This is a genomic window from Azospirillum sp. B4, assembly GCF_000333275.1.
Taxonomy (GTDB): Bacteria; Pseudomonadota; Alphaproteobacteria; order Azospirillales; family Azospirillaceae; genus Nitrospirillum.
Genome location: NZ_BACU01000372.1, coordinates 1 through 17,697 on the forward strand (window position 1 = coordinate 1; position 17,697 = coordinate 17,697).

The following is a 17,697-nucleotide window of genomic DNA, read 5'->3' on the forward strand; positions in this document are numbered from 1 at the left end:
CGGCCGCGCATTTACTCCAGATCGCCGATCTGCCGCGGGTCTTTAACGGCCTCGGCATCTCGATCCTGTCGACGCCCCGTGGCGTCATGTCGGACAGCGAGGCCCGAGCCGCCAATGTTGGCGGCGAGGTCCTCTGCAAAGTGTTCTAAGGAGCTGGCCACATGTCTCGTATCGGCAAGCATCCGGTGGCTGTTCCGGCCGGCGTGACCGTCCAGGTCACCGGTCAGGACGTCACCGTGAAGGGCAAGCTGGGCCAGCTCAGCCTGACCCTTGTGGACGACATCTCCGCGACGCTGGAAGGCGGCGCTGTGGTGGTGAAGCCCCGTAACGAGAGCCGCACGGCTCGCGTCAACTGGGCCACCTCCCGCACGCTGCTGGCCAACATGGTCAAGGGTGTCGACACCGGTTTCACCAAGAACCTCGAGATCACCGGCGTGGGTTACAAGGCCGCCGTCCAGGGTCAGGAGCTCCTCCTGAACCTCGGCTTCAGCCATGACGTGCGCTTCCCGATCCCGGCCGGCATCACGATGAAGTGCGACAAGCCCACTTCCATCACGATTTCCGGTTTCGACAAGCAGAAGATTGGCCAGGTTGCGGCTGAGATCCGCGCGTACCGCCCGCCGGAGCCCTACAAGGGCAAGGGCATCAAGTACGCGGACGAGGTGATCATCCGCAAAGAAGGCAAGAAGAAGTAAGGCGCACGATCATGAGCAACGCAAAAGTTCTGAGCGCGCGCCGCAAGCAGCGAGTGCGCACCCGGGTCCGGAAGCTGGGGCAGGGGCGTCCGCGCCTGTCGGTGTTCCGCTCCAGCCAGCATATCTACGCCCAGGTCATCGACGACGTGGCCGGCCAGACCAAGGCCGCTGCCTCGTCCATCGACAAGGCCCTGCGCGAAGGTCTGAAGACCGGTGCCGACATCGAGGCTGCCAAGGCGGTCGGCAAGCTGATCGCCGAACGGGCCAAGGAAGCCGGCATCACGGAAGTGGTGTTCGATCGCGGTTCTTACCTGTTTCATGGCCGGGTCAAGGCCCTGGCCGACGCCGCGCGCGAAGCCGGCCTGCAGTTCTAAGGGGTAACGATTATGGCACGTAACGAAAGGGACGGCGGCAACAGCGGCGGTCGCGAGCGTGGCGGAGACCGGGATCGTACCCCCCGGGACCGTGAAGAAAGCGAGCTGGTAGAAAAGCTCGTTGGTATCAACCGCGTCGCCAAGGTGGTGAAGGGTGGCCGTCGCTTCGGCTTCGCCGCCCTGGTCGTGGTGGGTGACGCCAAGGGTCGCGTCGGCGTTGGTTCGGGCAAGGCCCGCGAAGTGCCGGAAGCCATCCGCAAGGCCACCGACCAGGCCAAGCGTTCCATGATCCGCGTGCCGCTCCGCGAGGGCCGGACGCTGCATCATGACGTCCATGGTCACTTCGGCGCCGGCAAGGTGGTGCTGCGCACCGCCGACGCCGGTACCGGCATCATCGCCGGTGGTCCGATGCGCGCGATCTTCGAGGCTCTCGGCGTCCAGGACGTCGTGACCAAGTCGGTCGGCACGTCGAACCCGCACAACATGATCAAGGCGACCTTCGACGCCCTGTCCCAGTGCGTCAGCCCCCGCGCCGTCGCCGCCCGCCGTGGCCGTCGCGTCAGCGACATCCTGGGCCGCCGCGAGGCCGGTGCCGAGGTGAAGGAGAGCGCGTGATGAGCGAGAAGAACACCGTCATCGTGACCCAGATCGGCAGCCCGATCGGCCGCCAGAAGGACCAGCGGGCGACGCTGGTGGGTCTTGGTCTCAACAAGCTGCACCGTACCAGCGAACTGGAGGATACCCCTTCGGTCCGTGGTATGATCGCCAAGGTGCAGCACCTCGTGCGCGTCGAGAAGGCCTCCTGAGGCCTTCCCGATACGGCTGAAGGGATAAAGTCATGAAGCTTACGGATATTCGCGACAACCCGGCGCCCGGCAGGCGCCCACCCGGGTTGGTCGGGGCATCGGCTCCGGCAAGGGCAAGACCGGCGGCCGTGGCGTGAAGGGTCAGACCTCGCGTTCCGGCGTGTCGATCAACGGTTTCGAAGGCGGTCAGATGCCCCTGCATCGCCGCCTGCCGAAGCGTGGTTTCAACAATCTGTTCGGCACCGAATACTCGGTGGTGAACGTGGGTACCGTGCAGAAGGCCCTCGATGAGGGCCGTCTGAACGCCGCCGACGTGATCACCGCCGAGGTGCTGGTGGCCGCCGGCCTGGTGCGTCCGTCCCGTGACGGCGTGCGTCTGCTGGCCAAGGGCAGCATCACCGCGAAGGTGGCGTTCGACGTCGCCGGCGCCTCCGCTGCGGCCGTCGCCGCCGTGGAAGCCGCTGGTGGTTCGGTCAAGCTGCCGCCGGTCGAAGAAGCGGTTGCCGAGTAATTAAGGAAGTGCGGCCGGCGTTCGTGGTAAAAGCGAGCGCCGGCCGTCTTTCTTTCTGCCGCAGGTCTCCCCATCTGGGGTGGGACCCATCAGGGGGACCGGCGACGGTCCCTTTTCTTTTGTCCTTTTGAACCGTCTGTGCCGCGCCCGTTTGAGGCGCCTCGATAGGAACGGATTCCATGGCTTCAGCCGCCGAGCAGCTCGCCGCCAATCTTAATTTCGGCTCCTTCGCCAAGGCCACGGAACTGAAGAAGCGGCTCTGGTTCACCCTGGGAGCGCTCATCGTTTTCCGCCTGGGCACCTACATTCCCCTGCCGGGCATCAACGTCCAGGCCTTCGCCGACGTTTTCAACCAGGCCAAGGGCGGCATCCTGGGCATGTTCAACATGTTCGCGGGTGGCGCCATCGAGCGCATGAGCATCTTCGCGCTCAACATCATGCCCTACATCTCCGCCAGCATCATCGTGCAGCTGCTGACGGCGGTGATCCCCAGCCTCGAAACCATGAAGAAAGAGGGTGAGGCGGGCCGCAAGAAGATCAACCAGTACACCCGCTACGGCACCGTCATCCTCGCCATCTTCCAGTCCTATGGCCTGGCCGTGGCGCTGGAGGGGGCCAAGGGCGGCACGGTGATCGACCCCGGTCCTTTCTTCATCATCAGCACCGTGGTCACCATGGTGGGCGGCACCATGTTCCTGATGTGGCTGGGTGAGCAGATCACCGCCCGGGGCGTGGGCAATGGCACGTCGCTGATCATCTTCACCGGCATCGTGGCGGCATTGCCCAAGGCGCTGATGCAGTTGCTGGAACTGGGGCGCACCGGCGCCATCGGTTTCGGGTTGCTGGCCCTGCTGCTGATCGTGGCCGTCGGCGTGATCTTCTTCATCGTCTTCATGGAACGCGCCCAGCGCCGGCTGATCGTGCAATATCCGAAGCGCCAGGTCGGCAACAAGGTCTACGGGGGCGAAGCCTCGCACCTGCCCTTGAAGCTGAACACCTCGGGCGTCATCCCGCCGATTTTCGCCAGCTCGCTGCTGTTGCTGCCCGCGACCGTGACCGGTTTCTCCGGCGGCACCGGTCCGCAGGTCCTGCAGACCATCGCCCGCTACGTGACGCATGGCCAGCCGCTGTACATCATCCTGTACATGGCGCTGATCGTCTTCTTCAGCTTCTTCTACACCGCGGTCGTGTTCAATCCGACCGAGACGGCGGAAAACCTGAAGAAGTATGGCGGCTTCATCCCCGGCATCCGGCCCGGCAAGAACACCGCCGACTATCTGGATTTCGTGCTGACCCGCCTGACGGTGCTGGGCGCCGGTTACCTGGTGATCGTCTGCCTCATGCCCGAATTGTTGATGGCGAAGAACGCGATACCTTTCTATTTTGGCGGCACCAGCCTGCTGATTGTGGTAACGGTGACCATGGACACCGTCGCCCAGATCCACTCGCATCTGCTGGCGCATCAATATGAAGGCCTCATCAAGAAGGCAAAGCTGAGGGGGAGGCGTGGATGAACCTGATTCTTCTGGGACCGCCGGGCGCCGGCAAGGGAACGCAGGCGCAGCGGCTTGAACGGAAGTTCGGGTTGGTGCAGTTGTCGACGGGCGACATGTTGCGGGCGCTGGTCGCCGGTGGCAGCCCACTCGGCCTTCAGGCGAAGGAGATCATGGCCGCTGGCAAGCTGATGCCAGACGCGCTGATGGTTCAGATGATCGCCGACCGCATTACCCAGCCGGACTGTGCCAAGGGGTTCATTCTGGACGGTTTCCCCCGCACGGTGCCGCAGGCCGAGGCCTTGGACACCATGCTGGCGGAAAAGAGCCTGAAGCTGGACCACATCATCGAGATGGTGGTGGACGACGCGGCCTTGGTGGAGCGCGTGACGGGTCGGTATACCTGTGCCAAGTGCGGGGCCGGTTATCACGACACCTTCCACCAGCCCAAGGTGGCCGGCGTCTGCGACATCTGCGGGTCGACCGAGTTCAAGCGCCGGGCCGACGACAACGCCGAGACCTTCACCAAGCGTCTGGCGGAATATCATGCGCTGACGGCGCCCATCCTGCCCTATTACCAGGGCAAGGGCGTGCTGAAGCAGGTGGACGGCATGGCGGAGATCGACGAGGTCACCCGGCAGCTGGAAGCTATCATCGGCGTCTGAGGCCTCAAGGCCACGGCGGTAACGGACACGGCAGGGCCGCTTCCCCGATGGGAGGCGGCCCTGTTCCGCTTATCGCCCCTGCGTTGCGATGGGGCGATGTTCCCGCAGGCGAGGTTGACATCCGGTCGCGCCTGCGTATACTCCCGCATCCGATCCGTGTTGGGCTTTGCCCATCCTGTATCTGGATGAAACCGTCTCTCAGTCCGCACCTCTTCGGTGGCGGGATGGGGGTGGTTCGTATGTGCATTTGGAGATCCTGGGTTTTCCAGGTTTTCTTCGGATGAGATGCCCCGAAGGTCATTGGATGTCCCCGCCACGGGAGCCGGTGATCAGGCGGGGTGTGGACGAAGATCGCATCGCCTGGGCGTGGCGCCGGGGCGGGCATGAACGATGGAGAAAGCGCGTGGCGCGTATCGCTGGCGTTAATATTCCCACCGCGAAGCGGGTGGAAATCGCCCTTCAGTACATTCACGGCATCGGTCCCTTCATGGCGAAGGAGATCTGCGGCAAGGTCGGCATTCCGCTGGAGCGCCGCGTGCATCAGCTGACCGACGACGAAGTCCTGCGTATCCGCGAAGTCATCGACAGCGACTACTCGGTCGAAGGCGACCTGCGTCGCTCTGTCGCCATGAACATCAAGCGGCTCATGGACATGGCCTGCTACCGCGGCCTGCGTCACCGCAAGGGCCTGCCGGTCCGCGGTCAGCGCACGCACACCAATGCGCGCACCCGCAAGGGCCCGGCCAAGCCGATCGCCGGTAAGAAGAAGTAAGCTGAAGGACTGATAAGAAATGGCAAAGCCCAACGCTTCTGCCGCCCGGCTTCGTCGCCGCGAGCGCAAGAACATCACCTCGGGCGTGGCGCATGTGAACGCCTCGTTCAACAACACCATGATCACCATCACCGACGCCCAGGGCAACACCATTGCCTGGTCCTCGTCGGGCATGATGGGCTTCAAGGGTTCGCGCAAGTCCACCCCCTACGCCGCCCAGATGGCAGCCGAAGACGCGGGCCGCAAGGCCCAGGAACACGGCATGCGCACCCTGGAAGTGGAAGTGAAGGGTCCGGGCTCGGGCCGTGAGTCCGCCCTGCGCGCCCTGCAGTCGGTCGGCTTCCAGATCACGTCCATCCGCGACGTGACGCCGATCCCGCACAACGGCGTTCGCCCGCCGAAGAAGCGTCGCGTCTGATCGTTCTACCGATTACGGAGGCGGCCCTTGTGGCCGCTTCCGGTCCAAACGCTTCCGCGTTTCCCCGCCGCCCCGGGACCGGCGTTCGCATGCCATCGCGATCGCCCATGCATGGGGGAGGTGGTCAGGTTCAGGACGGGGCGCCGGTCGCAAGGCCGGCGCCCTGATCTGCGCCCGACAGCGGTGAAACCGGGTGTCGTGTCCTCCCGATGGCATTAGAGGCAACTACCCGTGATTCAGAAGAACTGGCAGACCCTGGAAAAGCCCAGCAAGCTCGACGTGAACGTCGGTGCCGATCCGCGCCGTGAGGCCACGATCGTCGCCGGTCCGTTGGAGCGTGGCTTTGGCCTGACCTTGGGCAACGCCCTGCGCCGCGTCCTGCTGTCGTCCCTGCAGGGGGCGGCGGTCACCGCCATCCACATCGATGGCGTCCTGCACGAATTCTCCTCCATCCCCGGCGTCCGCGAGGACGTGACCGACATCGTTCTGAACATCAAGAACATGGGTCTGAAGATGGAGGGCGAGGGCCCGAAGCGGCTGCGCCTGCGCGCCGAGGGCCCCAAGGAAGTCACCGCCGGCATGATCGAGGTGACGGGCGACATCGAGGTGATGGACCCGGACCTGGTGATCTGCACCCTGGATGCCGGCGCGCGCCTGAACATGGAACTGACGGTCGAGAAGGGCAAGGGCTACGTCCCCGCCAGCCAGAACCGTCCGGAAGACGCCCCCATCGGCCTGATCCCGATCGACGCCCTGTACAGCCCGATCCGCAAGATCGCGTACAAGGTGGAGAACACCCGCCTGGGCCAGCGCACCGACTATGACAAGCTGTCGCTGTCGATCGAGACCAACGGCGCGGTGACGCCTGAGGATGCCGTGGCCATCGCCGCCCGCATCCTGCAGGACCAGCTGCAGCTGTTCATCAACTTCGAGGAGCCGCAGGCCGTCACTGCGTCGGAGAAGTCCGACGAGGTGCCGTTCAACAAGAACCTGCTGCGCAAGGTGGACGAGCTGGAACTGTCGGTCCGTTCGGCCAACTGCCTGAAGAACGACAACATCGTCTACATCGGCGACCTGGTGCAGAAGACGGAGGCGGAAATGCTCCGCACCCCGAACTTCGGCCGCAAGTCGCTGAACGAGATCAAGGAAGTGCTGTCCCAGATGGGCCTGCACCTCGGCATGGAAATCCCGAACTGGCCGCCCGAGAACATCGAGGACCTGGCCAAGCGTCTGGAAGAGCCGTACTGAGCTTGATTTGAGGTTCTCCGCATCCGGCCACGGCCGGGTGCGGAGTTCAGGGCATAGGGCCCACCCCCGCCGTACCGGCCGGCGCCCCCAGGATGCGAGTCCAAGGGAGGCAAAGGCGGGCGTTTCGGGGATCGTCATAGATGTCGGCACCCGACATCCGGACATGAAAGGAGAAGCACCATGCGTCACGGCGTTTCCGGGCGTAAGTTCAGCAAGACCTCTACCCACCGTCTGGCCATGTTCTCCAACATGGCCAATGCCCTGATTAAGCACGAGCAGATCAAGACGACCCTGCCGAAGGCCAAGGACCTGCGGCCGATCGTCGAGAAGCTGATCACGCTGGGCAAGAAGGGCGGCCTCGCCAACCGTCGTCTGGCGTTCGCGGAACTGCGCGACAACGCCATGGTCGACAAGCTGTTCACCACCATCGCCGAGCGCTACAAGGACCGTCAGGGTGGCTACACCCGCGTTCTGAAGGCCGGCTTCCGCTACGGTGACATGGCCGCCATGGCCGTCATCGAGCTGGTGGACCGCGACGTCTCCGCCAAGGGCCAGGACAGCGGTCCGGTCCAGGTGACGGAGACCGAGGAAGAAGCGGCCTGAGTCTAGGCTGTTCCACTTCCGGAATGGTATGGGAAGGGGCGGATCCGCAAGGGTCTGCCCTTTCTTTTTAGGCCGCCCATAGTCCGGGCTGGCGGGCGCCCCACGCTTTTGCAACCATGCGTCGGTTTCGGCCATCTCATGGGGACGAGGTATCGATGGGCGCGGGGAAGGTTCTGGGCGTAGCCGCCGGCGTGGCGGTCCTGGCGGGAGCGGGATATTGGGCCGCCGGTCATTATATGGGGCAGGGCATCGCCCGTGACCTGGACGCGGTGCTGGCCCAGGCGCCGGCGGGGGTGAAGATCACGCACGGTGCTGTCAGCTTCTCCCCCCTGACACGGACGCTGCACATTGACGGCCTTTCGGTCAGCAGCGCCGCGTTCCAGGTCCAGGCCGCCACGGTGGACGCAAAGGGGCTGTCCCTGGGCGCGCTGGGACTCAGCTTCCAGTCCGGCACGGCGGTGGGGACCATGTCCGAGCAGGACACCCTGCCCATCGTCGGCCATGTCGCCATCGGCAAGATCACGGTGACAGCGGAGGGTATGGAGCAGAGCTTCGCCTTGACGGAGGCGGAGAACATCCGTTTCCGTCCGTGGGTGCTGCGTCAGCCGGGCACGCCCAGTTGGGACTCGGTGAAGGCCGCGTATGACGAGCTGGTTGCGCAGATGGCGTCTGCCGATCCGGCCACCAGCGTGGACAGGATGACGTCGCTTGGCCCCACCCTCGCGCGGGCGGCAGGGTTGGCCCTGCTGGCGGTCGACTATGACAGCTTCGTCTATACCGACATCAACGGCCACTTCACGACACCCAGCCCCGCCACCAACAGCACCGTGGTCGTGACCGCGCATTATGACCGCGCGGCCTCCACGGGCGGACTGCACGATGGCGTCTACGGCGCCATGGAGATGACCGGCCTGACGGAGTCCCTGGGTCCTCAGGGCACGATCCGCATGGCCAAGTTCAGTTTCGCCGGAGCCGACATGCGGGCGCCGGCCCGCGCCCTTCTGCAGGGGGCGCCGCTGGATGAGGCGGTGCTGAATGGCCTGTCCGTGGGTGCCATGACGGTATCCGGCTTGTCTGCCAACCCGCCCAACGGCTACCCCTTCCAGCTGGACAGCCTGGCGACGGACCCGATGATGGTCGCGGACGGCCGCATCGCCGCTGGCGGCATCGTCCTGCAGGGACTGCAGGTTGACCCCCGGGCGGCCACCGATCCGCAGGCGGCGGCCGCGATCAAGGCCATGGGACTGACCAAGCTGACCATGGGCCTGGCGGTTCACTACCAGTGGGATTTCCAGAACAGCGCCCTGACCGTCGAGCGCACCAGCGTCAAGGTGGATGAACTGGGCGAACTGGCCCTCGACGCCACGATTCACGGTGCCGCGCCCGCCCAGCCGCTACAGCAGCTGTTCCAGTCCGCCCAGCTGGACAAGGCGCAACTGCGCTACGCCGATCATTCCTTGATCGACCGCCTGCTCCGCGCCACCGCCACCCAGCAGGGCAAGCAGGTTGAGGATGTGCGGGGCCAGGTGGCGGCCATGGTGCAGGCCAACGGCGCGTTGCTGGGCGCCACGCCGCGCGGGAAGCCGCTGGTCACGGCGGTGGAGAGCCTGGTGCGCAAGCCGGGCAATCTGATTCTGACCGCCAACCCGCCGGAGCCGGTGCCCTTGACAGTCCTGTTCAGCGGCCCGACGCCAGAGCCGGCGGCGGTGATAGACGCCCTGGGCCTAGCCGCGACCACAGGCCAGTAGGCCCGCCGTGTAAGCCCGGTAGAGCGGGGTGGTGCCGCTCCCCGTTTTCGGATCTCGACGGGCGGGGGCCAAATCGCGCATCCTGCCGCCCGTCCATCGCCGGCGCGGCAGGCGCGACGGCATGACGGACAGGAGGATGAACCGGTGCGTACTTTGGGGATGAAGGCGGCGGCCGTGGCGCTGCTGCTGGTGGGGCTGTCGGGCTGCATGGGGCTGCCATCGCAGCGCGAGGGCAAGCTGGATACCCACGCGGCCTGCGTGGCGCGCTGCAACCGTGACAGCCAGGTCTGCGGCGACACCAAGGCCGGGCAGAGCGACCATACGCCCGAATTGAACAACGGCATGTGCCAGCGCGACCTTAAGTCCTGCCTGAACCGTTGCGGCGACCCGGGCTGAACCCTATTTCAGCCTGACAGTCCTCGTTTCGATCAGATGCAGAGTTGCCGCCGTGATGCTTGATCCCGTGACGTTCAAGACGTCGATCCGACCCCTGATCTCCCGTTTGGCCCTGGCGACCGTGGCGTTGGGCATGGCCTTGCCCGCGCAGGCGCAAGCGCCGGTCCAGCAGGTGCCGCAGAGCCGGGAGCAGATCACCCTCAGCTACGCCCCGCTGGTGAAGCGGGCGGCCCCGGCCGTGGTAAACATCTACAGCCGCCGGGTGATCAAACAGCGGGTGAACCCCTTCATGGAGGATCCGTTCTTCCGCCAGTTTTTTGGCGACTCCTTCCGCGGCGTGCCGCGGGAGCGGGTGGAGTCCTCGCTGGGGTCCGGCGTCATCGTGCGGCCGGATGGCCTGATCGTCACCAACGACCATGTCATCAAGGACGCCGACCAGATCACCGTGGTCCTGGCCGACCGGCGGGAATTCCCCGCCAAGGTGATGAGCGCGGATGAGAAGGTGGATTTGGCCGTCCTGCGCATCGACACCAAGGGCGAGAAGCTGCCGACCCTGGAACTGGGCGACAGCGACAACGTCCAAGTGGGCGATCTGGTGCTGGCCATCGGCAATCCCTTCGGCGTTGGGCAGACCGTGACCAGCGGCATCGTCTCGGCGCTCGCCCGCACCGGCGTGGGCGTGTCGGACTTCAACTTCTTCATCCAGACCGACGCCGCCATCAATCCCGGCAACTCCGGCGGCGCGTTGATCACCATGGATGGCAAGCTGGCCGGCATCAATTCGGCGATCTACTCGCGCAGCGGCGGCTCCGTCGGCATCGGTTTCGCCATCCCGGCGGACATGGTGCGGTCCGTCGTGACGGCGGTGGAGGGCGGCGGCAAGCTGGTGCGCCCGTGGATGGGTGCCGGCGGCCAGGCGGTGACGCAGGATCTGGCGACCAACCTGGGCCTGACCCGGCCGCAAGGCGTGCTGATCAATCAGCTGAACCCCAAGGGCCCGCTGGAGCAGGCAGGCGTGAAGGTGGGTGACGTGGTGACGGCCGTGAACGGCCACATCGTCGACGATCCCGAAAGCCTGCGCTACCGCATCGCCACCCTGCAGGTGGGCGGGACCGCCACCCTGACGGTGATCCGCAAAGGGACGGAGACCAAGGTGCCGGTGAAGCTGATCGGCCCGCCGGAGGATCCGCCCCGGGATGAGACCGCGCTGGCCGGCCGCCAGCCCTTCGCCGGCACCACCGTGGCCAACATCAACCCGGCCCTGGCGGAGGAAGTGGGCTATGCCGGCAGCTCCGACGGCGTCATCGTGCTGAAGGTGCAGCCGGGCACCACCGCCCAGGCCCTGGGCTTCCAGCCTGGCGACGTGGTGGTGAAGGTCAATGGCCAGCCCATCACCCGCGTGGCCGAGCTGAAGCGCGTGGTGGACCAGCCGCAGCGCCGCTGGGATCTGGCCGTCCGCCGGGGTGACCAGGTTCTGACCCTCAGCGTCGGCGGCTAAGGGAATTGGGGCCGGTGGGTCAGCCGGATGGGCCGGCGGCCCACTGCTCCAGGGTCTGGATCAGCAGATCGTATTGATGGGGGTTGGCGGCCTCGCCATTCACTGGCCTCGCCACGGGGTGACGGTCGAAGCGCAGGACGCGGCCGTCAGGACCCAGGAAGGTGCTCATCGGAAAGGCCGTATGGGCCTTGCCGTCCGTGGCGATGGTCATCGACACGTCGGCGTAAAGTTGTTGCTGGCTGCCCAGCTGCAGGTCCAGCACGACCTGGCGCCAGGGCAGCCCATGCTCCTTCACATAGGCCTGGTCCTTTTCCCAATCGCGCAGGCGGGACACCAGGACGATCTCCAGCTTGTCCGCGCCCACGCTGTCCTGGACCTTGCGCATGGCGTCGAATTCCGCGACGCACGGGCCGCACCAGTTCGCCCACTGGTTCACCCACACCACCTTGCCTTTCAGGCTGTCGAAGCGGAACGGGTTGCCGACCGTGTCCTTGAAGGGGGCTGTGGCCAGGGCGGCGGCATGGCGGGCCAGGTCGTCCGCCGTGGCGGTGCGGATGATGCCGGGTGCACCGGTGGGCGCGGCCGCCTGTGGTGGGGGCGTCTGGCCCGCGTCGGCCAGGGTGATTTGGGCCAGGGTGGGGGCGGCCATGGCCGCCCCGCCCACCAGGACCAAGCCCAGCGTCAGTGAGGATCGCCTCTTTCCCATTGTCGCCCTCGTCCATACCCGCGTGGTCTGAGCACGCCTGTGACCCTTGGGTTTATACAGGATCGGACTCTCAACCCTGTGCGCCATCGTCATCGATGCCGGGGCGGGGTCGGAACAGCCCCATCAAAAGGACGATGCCAAGCGGCTCCCCACTCTGGCATGGTGTTCCGGGTTTGTATCCTGGCAGGTCGGGTCATGGCGGGTAAAAGCGGATCGGGTTCCCTGTTCGAGGCGGAGGCACCGCGCCCGCTGGCCGACCGGCTGCGGCCGACGGCGCTGGACCAGGTGGTGGGGCAGGAGCATCTGCTGGGCCCCAAGGGCCCCATCGGCCGCATGGTGGCGGCCCACCGCCTCAGCTCCATGGTGTTGTGGGGGCCGCCAGGGTGTGGCAAGACCACCATCGCCCGCCTGCTGGCCCAGGCCACGACCTTGGCTTTCGAGCCCTTGTCCGCCGTCTTCTCCGGCGTGGCCGACCTGCGCAAGGTGTTCGAGGCGGCCAAGCAGCGCCGCCAGGCCGGCCAGGGCACCTTGCTGTTCATCGATGAAATCCACCGCTTCAACCGTTCCCAGCAGGATGGATTCCTGCCCTATGTCGAGGACGGCACCGTCACCCTGGTGGGCGCCACGACGGAGAACCCGTCGTTTGAGCTGAACGCCGCGCTCCTGTCCCGGGCCCAGGTCTTCGTCCTGAACCGCTTGGGCGAGGAGGCGCTGGAGAAGCTGATCGGCCGGGCGGAGGCGGAGGAGGGGCGCCCGCTGCCGCTGACCGAGGACGCACGCGCCGCCCTGAAGGCCATGGCCGATGGCGACGGCCGCTATTTCCTGAACCTGGTGGAGGAAATCTACGCCGTGGTACGGCCGGGTGAAGACCCGCTGGACACCAACGCCCTGACCGTGGCGGTGCAGCGGCGCATGCCCCTGTACGACAAGGCGCAGGAGGGGCACTACAACCTCATCAGCGCCCTGCATAAATCGCTGCGCGGCTCGGACACGGACGCCGCCCTGTACTGGTATTCCCGCATGCTGGCGGGGGGCGAGGATCCGCGCTACATCGCCCGCCGCCTGGTGCGCTTCGCCAGCGAGGATATCGGCATGGCCGATCCCCAGGCGCTGACCATCGCGCTGGCCGCCTGGGACGCGTATGAGCGCCTGGGCAGTCCCGAGGGGGAACTGGCCGTGGCCCAGTGCGTCATCTATCTGGGCACGGCGCCCAAATCCAACGCCGCCTACATGGCCATCAAGCAGGCGCAGCGGGCGGCGAAGGAGACGGGCAGCCTGATGCCGCCCATGCACATCCTGAACGCGCCCACCCGGCTGATGAAGGATCTGGGCTACGGCAAGGGCTACAACTACGACCACGACACGGCGGACGGCTTCTCCGGCCAGAACTACTTCCCTGACGGCATGGCGCGGCGGGAGTTCTACCAACCGGTGGAACGCGGCTTCGAGCGCGAGATCAAGAAGCGTCAGGACTACTGGGCCAAGCTGCGCCAGCGGGCGAGCGGGGATGGTGGCGAGGGCTGACCCCTGCCCGGATGGCCTATGTCCCTGAAATCGTTTGCGGACGGCGTGGGGGCTGAGGCACCTCTGTCGCGGAAACGCGCGGGCGTTCCGCGCGCCATCCCTATTGAGGATTTCATGGACCGCAGACAGTTCCTGTCGGCCGCCGCCGTTCTGGCCGCCGCGACCACCCCGATGACGTCCTCCCTGGCCGAGGCCGCCCCCGCCGCTCCCCTGAACCCGCCCGGTATCCGCGTGGCCGGTATCCGCATGATCCCGGTGGCGGGGGGCAAGTACAAGGTCTGGACGAAGAAGATCGGCAGCGGCGCGGTGAAGGTGCTGTTGCTGCACGGCGGCCCCGGCTTCAGCCATGAATACCTGGAGGCGATGGAGTCCTTCCTGCCCGAGGCCGGGATTGAGATATATTATTACGACCAACTGGGCTCGAACAATTCCGACCAGCCGGACGACACCAGCCTCTGGACCCTGCCGCGCTTCGTGGAGGAGGTCGAGGAGGTACGCCAGGGGTTGGGATTGGACCAGTTCGTTCTCTACGGCCATTCCTGGGGCGGCATCCTGGCCATCGATTACGCGCTGAAATACCAGAAGCACCTGAAGGGCCTGGTCATTTCCAACATGACGGCAGGGATCCAATCCTACCTCAAGCGCGTCAATTCCCTGCGCGGCCTGATGAAGCCCGAGTCCCAGAAGCTGATCCGCGAGCTGGAGGCGAAGCAGGCCTATGACGACCCCGCGTACGAGAAGATCATGATGGAGGAGATGTATCCCCAGATGATCTGCCGCCTGGACCCCTGGCCGGAGCCTGTCACCCGCGCCTTCCGCCACGCCAACCTCACCATCTACAACCAGATGCAGGGCAAGAGCGAACTGGAAGTGACGGGCAACCTGAAGGATTGGGAGCGTTGGGATCAGCTGCCCCGAATCAAGGTGAAGACCCTGACCATCGGCGCCACCCATGACGAGATGGATCCGGAGGATATGAAGCGCATGGCGACGTTGATGCCCAACGCCCGGTCCGTCATCTGCCCGCAAGGCAGCCACCTGTGCATGTGGGACGACCAGGACTTCTACTTCAAGAACCTGATCCCGTTCCTCAAGAGCGTGTGATCCCCATGGCGCGGGCGTAGTCCTTGGCGGCCTGAACCACGTGGGTGACGGCGCGGGCGATGTCGTCCGGCGGCTCACCCTCGCGGGCCAGGGCGCTGTCCTCGGTCGGGACGCCCCGCACCAGGGCGCCCAAACGGACCGTGGCGGCTTCGCAATAGCCGATGCGGCGGGCGTCCGGCGGGCCCGGGTCGGTGCGCTCGTCCAGCCAGGCGACGGTGGCGGCCCCGGCCAGGCGGCGCAGCGTTTCCAGCAGGGCGGCGGCTTCATCCAGGTGGGCGCTGCGCCGGCGGCCCTCCAGCACCATGCGCTGGCGCGTCACTTCGGCCGCGGTGCTGGCCAGGCCGGCGGCGCGGCGGGCGGCGTCGATCTCGGCATAGGGCGTCTGCCCCGCCCGCACCACCAGGGTGGCATAGCGCATGTTGGCCTCCACCGCCGCGGCCAGCTTGTGGGAGAAGCCCTTGGGCTCCCGCTCCGGCCACAGGATCAGGCAGCCGGCCAGGCCGATGAGGCTGCCCAGCGTGTTGTTGAAGGCGCGGGCCAGGGCGATGCCCTCGCCGCTGCCGGTGATCCCAGGGTGCAGCAGGTCGGCCACCAGCACGAACAGGGGCGTCAGGAAGGTGACGAACAGGCTGTAGCTGACGGAGCGCAAGGCGATGGTGGCCGCCGCCAAGGGGAAGATGGCGGCCAGCAGCCACAGCGGCGTGGGCAGCGCCACGGCCAGGAAGGCGGCCGCCGCGCCGCCGATGACGCTGCCCACCACGCGCTCCAGGGTGCGTGGCCAGGTGCTGGCCGCCTGCGGCTGCATCACCACCACCGCCGCCATGGTGGCCCAGTAGGCGTAGGCGACGTTCAGATAGGCTGTGACCACATAGGTGGCCGTCACCACCAGGGCCACGCGCAGGGCGTGCCGGGCGATGGCGCCCCTGGGCGACAGGGCCAGGCGCAGGGCGCGGGCCGGGGTCAGGCGGCGGCGGACCGCCTCGTCCGCTTCCGGAACGGTGGCCAGCGCGCCGTCATCCAGGGGCGGCGCCCAGGCCCGGGTCAGGTCGGCCAGCGCCTGGGCGCAGACCTGGGCCACGCGGCCCACCAGGTCGTGCGCCGGCCGGGCCACGCGGTCCAGCACCTCCGCCTCATAGGCCACCAGGGCGCGGTCGGGCTCCGACCTCAGCACCTGGCGGCTGGTGCGGGTCAGGGCGGCGCGCAACTGGCGCAGGGGCAGGGTGTCGGCATCCGTGGGCGTGCCGGCGGCGTGCGGCTCCAGGTCATAGCCCAGGGCGATCAGGCCGGCGAAGACGCGCTCCCCCGCCTCGATGGCGGCCAGCAGGGCGCGGCGGATGTCGCGGCCAGCCCCGCGCCCGGCGGAGAAGCGGCCGACGGCGGCGCGCGCCCGCTCAATCGTGTCGCGCACCGCCCGGCGATGCTCGGCGGCATGCGCCTTCCAGCGCGCGTCCTGGGTGGCGCCGCTGGCATGCAGGGCCAGCAGTTCGGCTGTCATGTCGCCCAGTTCGGAATATATCGCGGCCACGGCGCGGCGGGCGGGGGCGTAGGGATGGATGCGCCAGACCAGCAGGCACAGCACCACGGCCCAGCCGCTGCCCAGCAGGAAGACACCGGACAGGCGCAGGGCGTCCAGCGGCGCCATGGGATAGCCCACCGCCACCACGGCGACGCAGCAGGCCAGCACGCCCACCTGGGTGGCCGCCGGGCCATGGACGCGGCTGAGGCAACTGAGGAACAAGGCTGCGAATAGCGCCGGTGCCGCCCAGGCATGCCCCAGCGCCGCGACGGCGCTGACCGCGCCCGCCATGACGGTGCCGACCAGCGCGAAGCCGCCCATGGAGCGCAGCCGTACACCGAACGGCCCGCCGGGATCGGCCAGACAGGCCCAAAAGGCGGCGAAGGCCGCCCAGGACAGGATGGGCTGGTCCAGATACAGCGCCAGCGTGACCATCAGCGCCACCGCCGTGGCGGCGCGCAGGCCCTCGGTGATGCCGATCTGCTCCGGCGTCAGCGCGAACGACCGCGCCTGCAGCCAGCGGGCGAGCCGGGCCAGCGGGGACGATCGGTCGGTGGGCACCGTGTGGGCGTGGGACATGGGAACTCAAGTAGGCGAACAATGGGTTATGGCAACGTTATCCCAGGTTCGTTCGCAGATGCAGCATTTATGTGTGCAATGCGGCATTGTCGGTGGAATGGTCGGTTCTTTCCGGCGCGCACCGCCTGTGCGATGGTCGCTCCAGGGTTGGGGGACGCTATACGGCTGATGGCTTGGGATTGGAGGGGGTGGTGGTTCGATTTCTGGCGCATGGCGCGGTTTGGGTTGCGCTAACTTTGGCGGTGATGGCAGGCGCCCTTTATGCAATGCGCTGGACCGTCGAATATCCACAGGGGATTGAGGAGGTTTACGCGTCGGAGAATGAAGCCATTGAGGATTTATTCGTTTCAAAGCTTCAGCATATTACCGATAGCGGCGTGACCATTTACCTCGCCATTCATGAATATCCGCTTTCCGAGGAAATGCTTTCCAAAATTAAGGCTCGGTTGCCAGGCGTGACTATCGTGCCTTGCCCCCTCAGTTCCATCGACCCCAAAAAATGCGATCAGCAATATATCGACCTGGAAGATTTGCCGTGCCTGAACTGCAATATGTACAAAATAGAAGCCGTAACAGTGCCGTTGTCGCATGTTGCAATAATTGACATGCCAGCGCGCCGCTCAGACTCGGAGTATATTCTCTTCAAATTTATGGGACGATGGCGGGTGGTCGCATCCAGAGGATGGGTGCACACGTAAGGTGTGTTGCAGCCCTAATGCCGTTGAGCAATCTCCTCCAGCGCCGCCTTCACCTTCGCCACCGGCGCCGACCAGTCGCCCAGGCGCTTCTGCCGGAACAGGCGCAGGGACGGATACCAGGGGCTGGTATCGCCGGTGTCGTGCCAGCGCCAGTCGGTGGTGGAGGACAGCAGCAGGAAGGCGGGCACGTCCAGCGCGCCGGCCAGGTGGATGCAGGCGCTGTCGGAGCCGATGACCAAATCCAGGCCGGCCACCAGGGCGCNGTGTCCGCCCAGTCGCGGATGGAGGCGGCGGCGTCACGGACGCGGCCCGGGGGGCACGNCCAGGTCGGTCAGGGCCGCCT

The 17,697-nt window shown here is 66.5% G+C and carries 20 protein-coding genes and 1 pseudogene; 18 read left to right on the forward strand and 3 right to left on the reverse strand.

Annotated features, from left to right (window positions below; genetic code table 11):
- The 15 genes and pseudogenes from rpsH to I55_RS16480 form a co-directional block, all read left to right on the forward strand.
- Positions 1–149 (forward strand): 30S ribosomal protein S8 (rpsH, locus tag I55_RS34555; protein ID WP_148293778.1); only part of this gene is annotated, 149 nt, incomplete at its 5' end.
- Positions 150–161: 12 nt separating this feature from the next.
- A complete protein-coding gene (rplF, locus tag I55_RS16415) occupies positions 162–695 on the forward strand; it encodes a 50S ribosomal protein L6 (RefSeq protein WP_044561661.1) in 534 nt (177 codons plus the stop codon).
- An 11-nt stretch (positions 696–706) separates the two neighbouring features.
- The gene (rplR, locus tag I55_RS16420) at positions 707–1,069 is read left to right on the forward strand and encodes a 50S ribosomal protein L18 (RefSeq protein ID WP_044561662.1); all 363 of its coding nucleotides are present in this window, start codon (positions 707–709) and stop codon (positions 1,067–1,069) included.
- A gap of 12 nt (positions 1,070–1,081) precedes the next feature.
- A complete protein-coding gene (gene rpsE / locus I55_RS16425) occupies positions 1,082–1,684 on the forward strand; it encodes a 30S ribosomal protein S5 (protein ID WP_044561663.1) in 603 nt (200 codons plus the stop codon).
- Entirely contained in the window at positions 1,684–1,875 is a 192-nt protein-coding gene (gene rpmD / locus I55_RS16430; RefSeq protein ID WP_040848399.1) for a 50S ribosomal protein L30, read from the forward strand. Before rpsE ends, rpmD begins: the two co-directional genes overlap by 1 nt.
- A gap of 32 nt (positions 1,876–1,907) precedes the next feature.
- A pseudogene (rplO, locus tag I55_RS16435) lies at positions 1,908–2,386 on the forward strand (50S ribosomal protein L15).
- Between the two features lie 179 nt (positions 2,387–2,565).
- Positions 2,566–3,900: a preprotein translocase subunit SecY gene (gene secY / locus I55_RS16440; protein ID WP_044561665.1), complete on the forward strand. Its 1,335-nt coding sequence runs from the start codon at positions 2,566–2,568 to the stop codon at positions 3,898–3,900.
- Complete coding sequence (locus I55_RS16445; RefSeq protein WP_044561666.1) at positions 3,897–4,544, forward strand: adenylate kinase; 648 nt, start codon at positions 3,897–3,899, stop codon at positions 4,542–4,544. The genes secY and I55_RS16445 overlap by 4 nt, the downstream gene beginning before the upstream one ends.
- A 403-nt stretch (positions 4,545–4,947) precedes the next feature.
- Positions 4,948–5,316 (forward strand): 30S ribosomal protein S13, encoded by a 369-nt coding sequence (gene rpsM, locus I55_RS16450; RefSeq protein WP_004273657.1) that lies wholly within the window; start codon positions 4,948–4,950, stop codon positions 5,314–5,316.
- Positions 5,317–5,335: 19 nt separating this feature from the next.
- Positions 5,336–5,734, forward strand: a complete 399-nt coding sequence (gene rpsK, locus I55_RS16455) for a 30S ribosomal protein S11 (protein WP_004273656.1) — start codon at positions 5,336–5,338, stop codon at positions 5,732–5,734.
- Positions 5,735–5,965: 231 nt separating this feature from the next.
- Positions 5,966–6,982 carry a DNA-directed RNA polymerase subunit alpha gene (locus I55_RS16460; protein WP_044561667.1) on the forward strand — a complete coding sequence of 339 codons (1,017 nt, stop codon included), beginning with the start codon at positions 5,966–5,968 and terminating at the stop codon, positions 6,980–6,982.
- Positions 6,983–7,162: 180 nt separating this feature from the next.
- Complete coding sequence (rplQ, locus tag I55_RS16465; RefSeq protein WP_040848395.1) at positions 7,163–7,585, forward strand: 50S ribosomal protein L17; 423 nt, start codon at positions 7,163–7,165, stop codon at positions 7,583–7,585.
- A gap of 155 nt (positions 7,586–7,740) precedes the next feature.
- Positions 7,741–9,333, forward strand: a complete 1,593-nt coding sequence (locus I55_RS16470; protein WP_044561668.1) for a hypothetical protein — start codon at positions 7,741–7,743, stop codon at positions 9,331–9,333.
- 144 nt (positions 9,334–9,477) lie between these two features.
- Positions 9,478–9,729, forward strand: coding sequence for a hypothetical protein (locus tag I55_RS16475; protein WP_148293780.1), 252 nt, complete (start codon positions 9,478–9,480; stop codon positions 9,727–9,729).
- Positions 9,730–9,796: 67 nt separating this feature from the next.
- On the forward strand, positions 9,797–11,227 hold the full coding sequence (locus I55_RS16480; protein ID WP_083901168.1) for a DegQ family serine endoprotease: 1,431 nt from the start codon (positions 9,797–9,799) through the stop codon (positions 11,225–11,227).
- A 19-nt stretch (positions 11,228–11,246) separates the two neighbouring features.
- On the opposite strand, the gene I55_RS16485 is transcribed toward I55_RS16480, so the two are convergent.
- The gene (locus tag I55_RS16485; RefSeq protein ID WP_083901167.1) at positions 11,247–11,933 is read right to left on the reverse strand and encodes a TlpA disulfide reductase family protein; all 687 of its coding nucleotides are present in this window, start codon (positions 11,931–11,933) and stop codon (positions 11,247–11,249) included.
- A gap of 195 nt (positions 11,934–12,128) precedes the next feature.
- Here I55_RS16485 and I55_RS16490 point away from each other — a divergent pair, with 195 nt between their 5' ends.
- Entirely contained in the window at positions 12,129–13,457 is a 1,329-nt protein-coding gene (locus I55_RS16490; RefSeq protein WP_044561676.1) for a replication-associated recombination protein A, read from the forward strand.
- A 114-nt stretch (positions 13,458–13,571) separates the two neighbouring features.
- Positions 13,572–14,561, forward strand: coding sequence for a proline iminopeptidase-family hydrolase (locus I55_RS16495; protein WP_044561672.1), 990 nt, complete (start codon positions 13,572–13,574; stop codon positions 14,559–14,561).
- Here the strand turns inward: I55_RS16495 and I55_RS16500 are convergent.
- On the reverse strand, positions 14,548–16,656 hold the full coding sequence (locus I55_RS16500) for an FUSC family protein (RefSeq protein WP_049974202.1): 2,109 nt from the start codon (positions 16,654–16,656) through the stop codon (positions 14,548–14,550). The genes I55_RS16495 and I55_RS16500 overlap by 14 nt on opposite strands.
- A 92-nt stretch (positions 16,657–16,748) precedes the next feature.
- Between I55_RS16500 and I55_RS16505 the strand changes: the two genes are divergently transcribed.
- Positions 16,749–17,354, forward strand: coding sequence for a hypothetical protein (locus I55_RS16505; protein WP_148293781.1), 606 nt, complete (start codon positions 16,749–16,751; stop codon positions 17,352–17,354).
- Between the two features lie 14 nt (positions 17,355–17,368).
- Here I55_RS16505 and I55_RS16510 read toward each other — a convergent pair whose 3' ends face one another.
- Positions 17,369–17,629 (reverse strand): glycosyltransferase family 9 protein, encoded by a 261-nt coding sequence (locus I55_RS16510; RefSeq protein WP_148293782.1) that lies wholly within the window; start codon positions 17,627–17,629, stop codon positions 17,369–17,371.
- Between the last annotated feature and the right edge of the window lie 68 nt (positions 17,630–17,697).